11 protein-coding genes and 2 pseudogenes are annotated in these 12,438 nt (G+C 69.5%); 7 read left to right on the forward strand and 6 right to left on the reverse strand.

Annotated features, from left to right (window positions below; all coding sequences use genetic code 11):
• The 3 genes and pseudogenes from AC2W7J_RS09180 to pdhA form a co-directional block, all read right to left on the reverse strand.
• The coding region (locus AC2W7J_RS09180; RefSeq protein ID WP_485982167.1) for a biotin/lipoyl-containing protein at window positions 1–349 on the reverse strand (349 nt) is incomplete at its 3' end.
• Window positions 350–360: 11 nt separating this feature from the next.
• Window positions 361–1,348: pseudogene (locus AC2W7J_RS09185) on the reverse strand (alpha-ketoacid dehydrogenase subunit beta).
• Complete coding sequence (pdhA, locus tag AC2W7J_RS09190; protein ID WP_485982168.1) at window positions 1,345–2,586, reverse strand: pyruvate dehydrogenase (acetyl-transferring) E1 component subunit alpha; 1,242 nt, start codon at window positions 2,584–2,586, stop codon at window positions 1,345–1,347. Before pdhA ends, AC2W7J_RS09185 begins: the two are co-directional and overlap by 4 nt.
• Window positions 2,587–2,927: 341 nt before the next feature.
• Between pdhA and AC2W7J_RS09195 the strand changes: the two genes are divergently transcribed.
• Window positions 2,928–3,866: a hypothetical protein gene (locus AC2W7J_RS09195; protein WP_485982169.1), complete on the forward strand. Its 939-nt coding sequence runs from the start codon at window positions 2,928–2,930 to the stop codon at window positions 3,864–3,866.
• A 145-nt stretch (window positions 3,867–4,011) separates the two neighbouring features.
• Here the strand turns inward: AC2W7J_RS09195 and hisC are convergent, their stop codons facing one another.
• Window positions 4,012–5,085: a histidinol-phosphate transaminase gene (gene hisC, locus AC2W7J_RS09200; protein WP_255184482.1), complete on the reverse strand. Its 1,074-nt coding sequence runs from the start codon at window positions 5,083–5,085 to the stop codon at window positions 4,012–4,014.
• 148 nt (window positions 5,086–5,233) lie between these two features.
• Window positions 5,234–5,632, reverse strand: coding sequence for a phage holin family protein (locus AC2W7J_RS09205; protein ID WP_255184483.1), 399 nt, complete (start codon window positions 5,630–5,632; stop codon window positions 5,234–5,236).
• Window positions 5,633–5,760: 128 nt separating this feature from the next.
• On the opposite strand from AC2W7J_RS09205, the gene AC2W7J_RS09210 reads away from it, so the two are divergent.
• From AC2W7J_RS09210 to AC2W7J_RS09235, 6 genes and pseudogenes are all read left to right on the forward strand, one after another.
• On the forward strand, window positions 5,761–6,054 hold the full coding sequence (locus AC2W7J_RS09210; RefSeq protein WP_485982170.1) for a hypothetical protein: 294 nt from the start codon (window positions 5,761–5,763) through the stop codon (window positions 6,052–6,054).
• Window positions 6,055–6,056: 2 nt separating this feature from the next.
• On the forward strand, window positions 6,057–7,529 hold the full coding sequence (locus AC2W7J_RS09215; RefSeq protein ID WP_485982171.1) for a substrate-binding domain-containing protein: 1,473 nt from the start codon (window positions 6,057–6,059) through the stop codon (window positions 7,527–7,529).
• Window positions 7,530–7,653: 124 nt separating this feature from the next.
• Window positions 7,654–8,544, forward strand: coding sequence for an ABC transporter substrate-binding protein (locus AC2W7J_RS09220; RefSeq protein WP_255184485.1), 891 nt, complete (start codon window positions 7,654–7,656; stop codon window positions 8,542–8,544).
• A gap of 58 nt (window positions 8,545–8,602) precedes the next feature.
• Window positions 8,603–8,818, forward strand: a complete 216-nt coding sequence (locus AC2W7J_RS09225) for a hypothetical protein (protein WP_485982172.1) — start codon at window positions 8,603–8,605, stop codon at window positions 8,816–8,818.
• 85 nt (window positions 8,819–8,903) lie between these two features.
• Window positions 8,904–9,557: an amino acid ABC transporter permease gene (locus tag AC2W7J_RS09230; protein WP_485982173.1), complete on the forward strand. Its 654-nt coding sequence runs from the start codon at window positions 8,904–8,906 to the stop codon at window positions 9,555–9,557.
• Window positions 9,554–10,359: pseudogene (locus tag AC2W7J_RS09235) on the forward strand (amino acid ABC transporter ATP-binding protein). The gene AC2W7J_RS09230 and the pseudogene AC2W7J_RS09235 overlap by 4 nt, the downstream one beginning before the upstream one ends.
• Before the next feature lie 19 nt (window positions 10,360–10,378).
• Here the strand turns inward: AC2W7J_RS09235 and AC2W7J_RS09240 are convergent.
• Window positions 10,379–12,193: a flavin-containing monooxygenase gene (locus AC2W7J_RS09240; RefSeq protein WP_485982174.1), complete on the reverse strand. Its 1,815-nt coding sequence runs from the start codon at window positions 12,191–12,193 to the stop codon at window positions 10,379–10,381.
• Window positions 12,194–12,438 lie beyond the last annotated feature (245 nt).

Consider the following 12,438-nt stretch of genomic DNA (forward strand, 5'->3'; position numbering starts at 1 on the left):
GGCACGCCGACCGGGTGCTGCCGCCTTGGCGCCGTAGCCGACGAGGTTGGGCCCGGAGGCCTCCTCGGCCTCGCCAGCGGCCGGGGCGGCCGGCTCCGGGTCGGAGCCGGCGACCTCGACGGTGATGATCGGGGGCGCCGACGTCGACGGTGTCGCCTTCGGCGACGAGCAGCTCGACGACGGTGCCGGCGAAGGGGATGGGCAGCTCGACGAGCGACTTCGCGGTCTCGACCTCGATGACGATGTCGTTGACGGCGACGGTGTCGCCGACCTTGACCTTCCAGGTCGTCACCTCGGCCTCGGTGAGGCCCTCGCCGGGGTCGGGCAGGTTGAACTTCTTGACGGCCACAGTGACTCCTGTCAGTGCGCGAGCGAGCGGTCGACGGCGTCGAGGACCCGGTCGAGGGTCGGGAGGAACTCCTCCTCGAAGCGGCTGGGCGGGTAGGGGATGTTGTAGCCGCCGACCCGCAGCACGGGCGCCTCGAGGTGGTAGAAGCACTCCTCCTGGACCCGGGCGGCGATCTCCGCGCCGAGCCCGGCGAAGGTCTGCGCCTCGTGGACGATGACGGCGCGACCGGTCTTCTTCACCGAGTCGGTGATCGTCGGCAGGTCGAGCGGGCTGAGCGAGCGCAGGTCGACGACCTCGAGGTCGCGGCCCTCCTCGCGCGCGGCCTCGGCCGCCTGCAGGCAGGTCTTGACCATCGGGCCGTAGCACAGGAGGGTCGCGTCACGACCCTCCCGGACCACGCGGGCGTCGTAGAGACCGAGGTCAGGGGCGCCCCTTCGTCGATCTCGGTCTCGCCGCGCTCGTGGTAGCGACGCTTGGGCTCGAAGAAGATCACCGGGTCGTCGGTCTCGATCGCCTGCTGGATCATCCAGTAGGCGTCGGCCGCATTGCTGCACGAGACGACCCGCAGGCCGGCGGTGTGCGCGAAGTAGGCCTCGTTGGACTCGCTGTGGTGCTCGACGGCACCGATGCCACCACCGCAGGGGATGCGGATGACCATCGGCACCTTGAGGTGACCGAGGGATCGGGCGTGCATCTTGGCGACCTGGCTGACGATCTGGTCGAAGGCCGGGTAGACGAAGCCGTCGAACTGGATCTCGACGACGGGCCGGTAGCCGCGCAGGGCCAGGCCGACGGCGGTGCCGACGATGCCCGACTCCGCGAGCGGGGTGTCGAGGACACGGTGCTCGCCGAAGTCCTTCTGCAGGCCCTCGGTGATGCGGAAGACGCCGCCGACTTGCCGACGTCCTCACCCATGAGGACGACCTTGGGGTCCTTGTCCATGGCCTTGCGCAGGCCGGCGTTGAGGCCCTTGGCGAGAGAGAGGCGCTGGCCGCTCATCGGGCGTCTCCTTCCTCGGCGAAGCCGGCGTGGTAGGCGAGGAACTCCTCGCGCTCGGCGTCGACGACGGGGTGGGGCTCGGTGTACTGGTGGTCGAACATCGTCGGCAGCTCCGGGTCGGGCATCTCCTGGCAGGCCTTGCGGATGCGCTCGGCGACCTCACCGGCCTCGACGTCGACGGCGTCGAAGAAGGCCTGGTCGGCGTGACCGCGCTCGGTCATGAAGCCGCGCATGCGCTTGATCGGGTCCTTGTGCTTCCAGATCTCGACCTCGGCGTCGCTGCGGTACTTCGTCGGGTCGTCGGAGGTCGTGTGCGCGCCCATCCGGTAGGTGTAGGCCTCGATGAGCGTCGGGCCCTGGCCGCTGCGCGCCTTGTCGAGCGCGCCCTTGGCGACGGCATAGGTCGCAAGCGGGTCGTTGCCGTCGACGAGCACGCCGGGGAAGCCGAAGCCGCGGGCACGCTGGTAGGGCGGGATGATGAACTGCTTGTCGTTGGGCTCGGAGATCGCCCACTGGTTGTTCTGGACGAAGAAGACGACCGGGGCATTGGTCACCGCGGCGAAGACGAGGGCCTCGTTGAAGTCGCCCTGGCTGGTGCCGCCGTCGCCGGTGAAGGCCATGACCGCGCTGTCGCGCTCGGGGTCGCCGGTGCCCATCGCACCGTCGGCCGTGATGCCCATGGCGTAGCCGACCGCGTGGAGCATCTGGTTGCCGATGACGATCGTGTAGAGGTGGAAGTTGTTCTCGTTGGAGTCCCACCCGCCGTGGTTGACCCCGCGGAACATCCCGAAGAGGCTCACCGGGTCGACACCCCGGCACCACGCGACACCGTGCTCGCGGTAGCCCGGGAAGGCGTAGTCGTGGGGGCGCAGCGCGCGGCCGGCGCCGACCTGCGCGGCCTCCTGGCCGAAGAGGCTCGGCCACAGGCCGAGCTCGCCCTGGCGTTGGAGGGCGAAGCCCTCGGCGTCGATGCGGCGGACGAGGACGAGGTCGCGGTAGATCGTGCGCGCGTCCTCGCTCGTCATGTCCTCGACGATCTGGGCGTAGGGCGCGTTGGTCGCATTGGTCTCGAGGCGGGTGCCCTCGGCGTCGACGAACTGCACCATCTCGGGGTTGTCGTCGGAGAAGTGCCCGCTGATCTGCGATGGCGGCTTCGGCCCCATCTCCGGCGAGGGCTCGAAGGCCCCTGCCACGTGTCCTCGGGTGCCGGCCTGGCCGGCGACGTCGTTGTCGCTCACGATGTGCTCCCTTCGGCCCGGCCCGGGGGTCACCCGGCCGCGGCCCCGAGGGCGTCGGCTGCGACGCCCCGAACGGCTGCGGTGGGCTTGTGACCCGAACCACAGTTCACTGGCTGGGGCCAACCTAGCGTCTCAGCAGGTGGACGCCCAAACCGGCTCCGACCCACTGCGCCGCCCTCGTCACCGCCCCCCGGAACCAGCCCATCCCAACTCCGCAAAACCCTAGGGTCTTGCAGGGTTGAGCCACTCCAACTCTGCAGGACCCTAGGGTTGTGCAGGGTTGATGCCTGGCCTGTGGATAACGGCGGCGCCGGGTGCCGCCGCTCGGCCACGGTGGGGGCATGCCCGGACCTCCTGCTCGCCACCGAGACATCTCCGCCCTGCGTGACCTGCCGCTCTTCACCAGCAGAGAAGCGCGCGAAGCGCGCCTGTCCGGGCACGACCTGGCGATCTTGGCCCGGCGCCAGCTCGTCTTGCGGGTCGCCCGCGGGTGGTACTCCTGCCTCGTCGACGCCTCGGAGGAAGAGCTCCACGTCCTCAGGACGGTCGCCAACCTGCGCCTCCTCGGCGGCAGCGCGGTGGCGTCCGGCATGTCCGCCGCCCTGGTCCACGGGCTGCCGCTCGCCAGGTGTGACCTGTCCACCGTCGAGATCGCCACCGAAGGGGTCGGCCACGGCCGAACCCGGCAGGGTGTGCGCGTCAGCGAGCACGCGACGAAGGGGGCGCAGCGACTGGCCGTCCACGTGCCGCTCGTGGGCACGAGCGTCCCCGTCGTCGACCCCGCGAGCGCGATCGTCGGGACGGCGCTGTCCGGGGCCACGTCCGCGGCCCTCGTCGCCGCCGACCACGCGGTCCGCCACGAGGTGTGCACCTCCGAGCAGATCCAACAGGCACTGGCGGCTCGACACGGCTTCCGTGGGATTGCCCGGGCCCGCACCGCCCTCGAAATCGTCGAGGGCAAGCACGAGTCACCCGGCGAGACCTTGACCGCGATGATCCTGCGCGAAGGGCCGTGGGACTTCGAGCCACAGCTGTGGGTGAGCGCGCGCGGCCGCAACTTTCGGCTCGACTTCGCGCTGCGTGAGTACAAGGTCGCCATCGAGTTCGACGGCGAGGCCAAGTACACCGGTCCCGAGGTGATGGAGGACCAGCTGGCTCGGCAGGCAGCACTTGAGGCCGAAGGGTGGGTCTTCGTGCGACTGGGCTGGGCCGACCTGGACGATCCTTCGACGCTTCTGCGACGGATCGCCGATGCTGTCGCCATCGCCGACGCGCGCTGATCTCCCCTTCGCCGCCGGTCCACCGCTGACGACGACCCGGCATGACAGAACCCTGCAAGACCCTAGGGTTTTGCAGGGTTCTAGGGCCGTCAACTGCGCAGGACCCTAGGGTCTTGCGAAGTGCGGGCCAGGGGTAGGTGGCAGGTCAGGCCGGGCCGAAGGCCCGGGCCACCGCGATCAGGCGGTCGTTGGCCTCGGGCTCGCCGATGGTCACCCGCACGCCGTCGGTGCCGTAGGGGCGCACGGACAGGCCGGCCTCCGTGCAGGCGGCGACGAAGTCGGCCGTGCGCTCGCCGAGCGGGAACCACACGAAGTTGGCCTGGCTCGGGGTCATCTGCCAGCCGGCCTCGGCGAGGGCGGCGAGCACGCGCTCGCGCTCGGCGACGATCTCCTTGACCCGCACGTCGAGCTCGTCCTTCGCCTCGAGCGAGGCGACCGCCGCGGCCTGGGCGAGCAGGTTGACGCCGAAGGGGGTCGCGGTCTTGCGCAGCGCCTCGGCCACCGGCTCCGGCGCGACGGCGTAGCCGACGCGCAGCCCGGCGAGGCCGTAGGCCTTGGAAAAGGTGCGCAGGAGCATGACGTTGCCGTGCTCGCGACGCAGGGAGAGCCCGTCGACCTCCCCTTCGCCCTCCACGAACTCGAGGTAGGCCTCGTCGACGACGACGAGGACGTCACGCGGCACCTTGGCGATGAAGGCTTCGAGCTCCGCGTGGGTCACCGACGGACCGGTCGGGTTGTTGGGGGTGCACACGAGCACGACGCGGGTGCGGTCGGTGATCGCGGCGGCCATCGCGTCGAGGTCGTGGCGCTGGTCGGCGGTCAGCGGCACCTGGACCGACACGGCGCCGGCGATGGCGACGACGATCGGGTAGGCCTCGAAGGAGCGCCACGCGTAGACGACCTCGTCACCCGGGTCGCACGTCGACTGGATGATCTGCGCGAGCACGCCCACCGACCCGGTACCGGTCGCGATCTGCTCGCGCGGCACGTCGAGGTGCGCGGCGAGGGCGTCGGTGAGGGCCGTGACCCCCATGTCGGGGTAGCGGTTGACCCCGGCGGCGGCCTGCGTGATGACGTCGACGACCGAAGGGAGGGGAGGGTACGGATTCTCGTTGGAAGAGACCTTGTAGACCGTCACTCCGTCACGCGGGGCGGGCGGCTTGCCGGCCACGTAGGCGGGGACCTGGTCGAGGGCGGAGCGCAGCCGGGGTGACGTCATGCCCGGCACCCTAGTGGCCCGCCTCTCCACGGGACGCCACAACCCTGCAGGACCCTAGGGTCTTGCAGGGTTGAGAGGCCGGAACTCTGCAGGACCCTAGGGTCTTGCAGAGTTCCGGGGCGCAGGGCTGGGCTGCAGAGGCTCTGGGTCAGCGGTCGAGGTCCTCCTTCTCCGGCAGCACCCAGTTGAGGATCATCGAGACGATGGTGATGACGAGGGCGCCGATGACCGCGTCCCACCAGAACTTCGTGATCTCGAAGTCGAGGCCCAGCGGCGAGGCGATCCACTCGGTCAGCTGCAGGAGGAAGGCGTTGACGACGAAGGTGAACAGGCCCAGCGTCAGGACGATCGCGGGGAAGGCGAGGACCTTGGCGATCGGCTTCACGATCGCGTTGACGACACCGAAGATCAGGGCGACGAGGACGATCGTGGCGAACTTCGAGGCGAAGGTCGCGCTGCCGTCGGCGAGGTGGATGCCGTCGATGAGCCACGCGCAGACCCACAGCGCCACGGCGTTGACACCGGTCCGGATCAGGAAGTTGGTCATGGCCCCAGCATGGCAGCCCGACGTGATCGTGGGCACGTGACGGTCCGCGCCGGGCCACCCGAGGTCACCCGTGGTCCATACTTGACCGGCCGGTAGCGACGGAGTATCGGCGATGGAGGACAGCACGGATGAGCGACGGACGCCCGGGACGACGACACGACCTGTGGGACGACGACGAGCAGGAGACCTCGCGCGCGGCCTCCGCGAGCGAGCGGACCGGCTCCGCGGCGAGGTCGAAGGGGGCGGCCGCGGCTGCCGCAGGCCCCGCACCTTCGCGCCGGTCGCGACGTGAGCAGGAGTCGAGCACGCGTCGCTGGCTGGTTCCGGTCGCGATCCTGCTCGTCCTCGCCCTCTGCGGCGGCGGCGCCTGGGCGCCCTCGGTGGCGGCGGTGACGACACCGCCTGCGAGGGCGACCCGCTGACCGTGGCGGCCACCCCCGAGATCGCCGATGCGCTCGAGGACGCCCTGGCCAAGGTGCGCAAGAGCGACTCCTGCGCCAACTTCGACATCTCGTCGACCTCCGCCGCCGACGCGGCGAAGAACATCAACGACGGCAACGGCCCGGACATCTGGGTCCCCGACAGCTCGACCTGGATCGACGCGGTCGACCCGACGAAGACGACCGGTCAGTGGCTCGAGGGCAGCTCGATCGCCTCCTCCCCCGTCGTCCTCGCGTCGAGCCGGGAGCAGAAGGACGCGGTGAGCAGCTTCAGCTCCTGGGCCAACCTCGTCAACCAGGACGGCGGGCTGCGGATGGCCAACCCCGACTCCGACACCGCCAGCCGCCTTGCGTACCACGCCAGCCGCATCGGCCAGCCGGGCAAGATCGGCCTCGACACCGGCAAGCGGCTGATCTTCATGTCGCGCTTCGCCGCGAGCTCGCTCCCCCAGCTCTTCGACGGCTACGCCAACGACCCGGCGAAGAGCCAGCCCTTCCCGGCCTCGGAGCAGCAGATCGCCGCGTGGAACACGGACAACGGCGACGCCACCCCCCTTCGCGCCGTGATGCCGGACAAGGGCACGCTGACGCTCGACTACCCGTGGATCACCAATCCGACCCTCGCCGGCGACGACCTCAAGGCCGCCGAGAGCGCCCGCAAGGAGCTCGGTTCGCTCGAGGTGCGCCAGGCTCTCACCGACGCCGGCTTCCGCGACTCCAAGGGTGGCGGCGGGCCGAAGATCGACGGCAAGGCCCCGGCGAAGCTCACCGCGCTCTCGCCACTCGACCGCAACGAGCGGATCGCCGCCGTCGAGCAGTGGGACGTCATGCGCACGGACATGCGGATGCTCGCCCTCATCGACGCCTCCGGCTCGATGAAATGGGACAGCCCGACGCCTGGCCAGACGCGCTGGGACGTGACGAAGGGAGCGCTGCTCCAGGGCGCCGAGATGCTCCCCGCGGGCAGCCAGGTCGGCGCATGGGCCTTCAGCAGCGATCGGGCCAAGGGCAAGGACTACGAGGAGATCGCCCCGGTCAAGCGACTGGACGCCGCCGTCGGCACGGGCAGCCACCGCGACCGGCTGCTCCGGCTCATCAACGGCTCGGACAAGCTCATCGAGGGCGACACCGCGCTCTACGACTCGATCTGGGCCGCCCACCAGCAGATGGTCAAGGACTACGACCCCGACTACGTCAACTCGATCGTCGTCTTCACCGACGGGGAGAATGACGACCCCAACGGCGGGCTCGCGCTCAACCAGCTGCTCAAGAAGCTCGACGAGAGCTACGACCCGAAGCGCCCCGTGCGCGTCGTGACGATCGGCATGGGCGAGGCCGACCCGACGGCCCTGCAGAAGATCGCCGACGAGACCGGCGGCACCAGCTACATCGCCGAGACCCCCGACGACATCGAGCGCGTCTTCGTCCAGGCGCTGCTCGCGCGCACGCGCGACTGAGCAGCGGTCACGACACGGTGAAGGTCGCGGCGGGGGGTGTCCCCGGCCGCGACCGGCACGGTGGCACCATGGCCCGACAACCGGGCACATCCCCACGTGCCCCACTGCATCTGGAGGACACACCATGCGCCGTGCACACGTCGCTCTCTTCGCCTCGCTCGCCCTCGGTGCGGGCGCCCTGACCGCGTGCGGGTCGGACTCGCTCGACGGGACCGACGCCGGCGGGGGTGGCGAGACCTCGGCCAAGGAGGTCAAGGTCGACGACGCCGTCGCGAAGCTCGTGCCCGAGGACGTCAAGAGCAAGGGCACGCTCAACATCGGCTCCGACGCCTCCTACGCGCCCAACGAGTTCCTCGGTGACGACGGCAAGACCGTCGAGGGCATGGACGTCGAGCTCTTCGACGCCGCCGCCGCCAAGATGGGCCTGAAGACGTCGTGGAAGAACGCCTCCTTCGACTCGCTGATCCTCGGCGTCAGCTCCGACAAGTACGACGTCGCGGTCAGCTCCTTCACGATCAACGACGAGCGCAAGAAGCAGGTCAACATGATCAGCTACTTCGACGCCGGCACCCAGTGGGTCACCGCCAAGGGCAACCCGGGCAAGGTCGACCCCAAGGACCCGTGCGGCGCGACCGTCGGCGTGCAGAAGGGCACCGTCCAGTTCGACGAGCTCGAGGCGCTCAACAAGAAGTGCGACGACAAGATCAAGATCGTCGTCGAGCAGGAGCAGTCCAAGGTGACCGCGAGCCTCGTCTCCGGCAAGACCGAGGCCATGGCGGCCGACTCCCCGATCAGCCTCTACGCCGTCAAGCAGCAGGGCGAGGAGCTCGAGGCCCTCGGTGACATCTACGACTCGGCCCCCTACGGCATCGTCGTCCCGAAGGACCAGAAGGAGTTCGGCGAGGCCATCGCCGCCGCCTTCGAGTCCATGAAGAAGGACGGCACCTACGAGCAGATCCTCAAGGACTGGGGCAACGAGTCCGGCGGCATCGACGAGTTCTCCGTCAACCCCTGATGTCCGGCACGAGCAGCGCGGCGGTCCCCCCTTCGGCAGGCGAAGGGGGACCGCCCCCGTGTCCGAGGAGGCCGGCCCCATCGACGCCGTCCCGGTCCGTCACCCCGGCCGGTGGGTGGCGCTCGTGGTCATTGCGGTGATCTTCGCGATGATCATCAGCAGCTTCGTCACGAACCCGCGGTGGGACATCCCCTTCGCGCTGCAGGTGATGAACTTCAACCCGGTGCTCGAGGGTCTGCTCAAGGGCACGATCATCGCGACCATCGGGTCATGATCATCGGCGTCACCCTCGGCATCGTCATCGGCGTCATGAGGCTCTCCGACAACCCGGTGCTCAAGTTCGTCGGCTTCCTCTACACGTGGTTCTTCCGCGGATCCCGCGCCTGGTGCTCGTCACCCTCTTCGGCACCGGCATCGGCTACCTCTACCCGCGCTTCGACATCGGCCCCTTCCCCTTCAGCCAGCAGCTCGCCGGCTATCTCGGGCTGAGCAGCGACCTGACCCTCTTCACGCTCAACGTCAACCAGATCAGCACCACGCTCATCTGGGGCATCATCGCGATGGGCCTGTCCGAGGCGGCCTACATGGCCGAGATCGCCCGCGCCGGCATCATGTCGGTCGACGAGGGCCAGCGTGAGGCCGCCGCGGCGCTCGGCATGAAGCCGAGCCTGTCGATGCGCCGGGTCATCCTGCCGCAGGCGATGCGGGTCATCATCCCGCCGACGGGCAACGAGACGATCGCGATGCTCAAGGACACCTCGCTCCTCGTCGCACTGCCGCTGGGCACCGAGCTCTTCAACCAGACCTCGATCATCGGCAACCGGACGCTGAAGATCATGCCGACGCTCGTCGCGGCGTGCGCCTGGTACCTGATCCTCACCTCGCTGCTCATGGTCGGCCAGTACTACCTGGAGCGGCACTTCGGTCGCGGCTACGGCAACACCTCGAAGCAGGCGAAGACCGACACCACCCGCACCCGCCTCATGGGCCTGACGATCGGAGGCGGCAAGTGAGCCAGCCACTCGTGCGCGCGGTGCAGGTGCGCAAGTCCTATGGCAGCAACGAGGTGCTCAAGGGCATCGACATGGAGGTCTCCCCCGGCGAGGTCGTCTGCCTGCTCGGGCCCTCCGGCTCGGGCAAGACGACCTTCCTGCGGTGCATCAACCAGCTCGAGGACATCCAGGCCGGGCGGATCTTCGTCGACGGCGACCTCATGGGCTACAAGGTCAAGGGCGAGCGCCTGCACCGCCTGAAGGACAAGGAGATCGCCGCCCAGCGCCGCGAGATCGGCATGGTCTTCCAGCGGTTCAACCTCTTCCCCCACATGACGGCCCTCGAGAACGTCATGGAGGCTCCGGTGCGCGTGCAGGGTCGGTCGAAGGCCGAGGTGCGCGCCGAGGCGCTCGAGCTGCTCGACAAGGTGGGTCTCGGTGACAAGTCGAGCGCATACCCCGGTCAGCTCTCCGGTGGGCAGCAGCAGCGGGTCGCCATCGCCCGGGCCCTCGCGATGAAGCCCAAGCTCATGCTCTTCGACGAGCCGACCTCGGCCCTCGACCCCGAGCTCGTCGCGAGGTCCTCGAGGTCATGCGCGACCTCGCCGGCCAGGGCATGACGATGATCGTCGTCACCCACGAGATGGCCTTCGCTCGCGACGTCGCCGACCGGGTCGTCTTCATGGACGGCGGGGTCGTCGTCGAGCAGGGCACCCCGAGCGAGGTCATCAGCAACCCGCAGCACGCGCGGACCAAGGACTTCCTACGGCGGCTGCGTGCCGAGCACGAGAAGGTTGCCGAGGCGGTCGCCGACCTGGGGTGAGCAACCGCCTCGGCGAGGCTCACCCGAGGTGGTGCACCGGCGCCAGGGCGTGGACCGGGGTGTCGAGCCCGACGTGCCGGGCCTTGAGCTGCAGGGCGAGGTAGAGCGAGTAGTGCCGCGACTGGTGCAGGTTGCCGCCGTGGAACCACAGGTTCTCCTGCTGCGTCGGCTTCCACATGTTGCGCTGCTCGCCCTCCCAGGGGCCCGGGTCCTTGGTCGTGTCCGAGCCGAGACCCCAGACCTTGCCGACCTTGTCCGCGACCTCCTGGCTGATGAGGTCGGCAGCCCAGCCGTTCATCGAGCCGTAGCCCGTCGCGTAGACGACGAGGTCGGCCTCGAGCTCGGTGCCGTCGGCGAGGACCACCGCGTCCTCGGTGAGGTGGTCGAGCTGGCCCTTGACGAGCTTGACGCTGCCGTCGGCGACGAGCTCGGCCGCGCCGACGTCGATGTAGTAGCCGGACCCGCGCCGCAGGTACTTGAGGAAGAGCCCCGAGCCGTCGTCACCGAAGTCGAGGTCGAAGCCGGCCGCCTCGAGCCGCGCGTAGAAGTCGGCGTCGACCTGCTGCATCTTGTCGTAGAGCGGGATCTGGAACTCGTGCATGATCCGGTAGGGCAGTGACGCGAAGACGAGGTCGGCCTTCTCCGTCGTCATCCCCGCCGCGAGCGCCCGCTCGGAGTAGAGGTCACCGAGACCGATCTCCATGAGACTCGCGCTCTTGACGATGTGCGTCGACGAGCGCTGCACCATCGTCACGTCGGCTCCGTGCTCCCACAGCGCGCCGCAGATGTCGAAGGCGGAGTTGTTGGACCCGATGACGACGACCTTCTTGCCGGTGTAGGCGTCCGGGCCGGGATGCCCGGACGAGTGGTGCTGCTCGCCGCGGAAGATGTCCTGCCCCGGGACGACCGGCACGTTGGGCTTGCCGGACATGCCGGTGGCCAGGACGAGTTGGGTCGGGTGGAGCGTCATCGGCGTGCCGTCACGCTCGATCTCGACGGTCCACTCCCCCTTCGCCTCGTCGTAGCTGGCGCTCTTGACCGTCGTGGAGCCCCAGTAGGGCACCTCCATGATCTTCGTGTAGCTCTCCAGCCAGTCGCCGATCTTGTCCTTGGGGGCGAAGACCGGCCAGTTGTCGGGGAACTTCAGGTACGGCAGGTGGTCGTACCAGACCGGGTCGTGCAGGCAGAGGGACTTGTAGCGCTGCCGCCACTGGTCGCCGGGTCGCTCGTTGCGGTCGAGCACGAGCGAGGGCACCCCGAGCTGGCGCAGCCGGGCGCCGAGGGCGATGCCGCCCTGTCCGCCGCCGACGACGAGGACGTAGGGCTGGGTGCTCACGCCCATCGCCGCGTCCTCGGCCTCGCGCTTCTCCTTCCAGCTGAGGCGCTGTGGGTCGACGCCGTGCTCGGCCCCCTTCGGCCGGTACTCGCCGCGCGGCTCCTCGTGGCCCTTGAGCTCGTAGAGGGTGGTGAGGAAGGTCCAGGCGCGGTCCTCGCCGTCCTCGGTGACGAGCCGGGCGAGCCCGCGGCCGCGGCCGACCGCGGTCTCGAAGGTGAACCAGGCGGTGATCACCCCGTCCTCCTCGGTGGCCTCCTCGGAGAGGGCGAAGCTGCGAGCCGCGGTCGCACGCGCCGTGCTCTCGAGCAGCTCGCTCACCCCCTCCCGGTGCTCGACGGTGACGAGGTTCCACGAGAAGGCGACGAGATCTCGCCAATAGCTCTCGGTGGCGAAGAGATCTGCGGCCGCCGCCACGTCCTGCGCCGTGAGGGCCGCCTCGAGGGCACCGAACCAGGCCGTTGCCCGCTCGGTCGCCGTCGTCGTCTGCTGCTCGGTCATCTGGGTCACGATCCGCTCCTTTGCGTTGTACCGTGACCCACACAACTCCGGCAGCGGCGCCGGGCGACAGGGTTGCATGACGTTGCATCCCTCCCGCTCCCCTCCGCCGTCGGGTGAGGAGCGAGCCATGGACCCGAGCGAGCGGGAGCGTGCGCGGCAGCGCGACGCCCACCTCGGCGCGCGCTCGAAAGGGCGATCCCCCCGGCCGCGCGGACGTCATCGCGTCGTGGCGAAGGGTGAGCGCC

This window comes from Janibacter sp. CFPM2_SD2 (assembly GCF_057364645.1).

Excerpts from the sequence above, each read along its gene's own strand:
- AC2W7J_RS09195 (WP_485982169.1), top strand. The coding sequence starts at position 2,928 with ATGCCCGGACCTCCTGCTCGCCACCGAGACATCTCCGCCCTGCGTGAC.
- hisC (WP_255184482.1), bottom strand. The coding sequence starts at position 5,085 with ATGACGTCACCCCGGCTGCGCTCCGCCCTCGACCAGGTCCCCGCCTAC.
- AC2W7J_RS09205 (WP_255184483.1), bottom strand. The coding sequence starts at position 5,632 with ATGACCAACTTCCTGATCCGGACCGGTGTCAACGCCGTGGCGCTGTGG.
- AC2W7J_RS09210 (WP_485982170.1), top strand. The coding sequence starts at position 5,761 with ATGAGCGACGGACGCCCGGGACGACGACACGACCTGTGGGACGACGAC.
- AC2W7J_RS09220 (WP_255184485.1), top strand. The coding sequence starts at position 7,654 with ATGCGCCGTGCACACGTCGCTCTCTTCGCCTCGCTCGCCCTCGGTGCG.
- AC2W7J_RS09240 (WP_485982174.1), bottom strand. The coding sequence starts at position 12,193 with ATGACCGAGCAGCAGACGACGACGGCGACCGAGCGGGCAACGGCCTGG.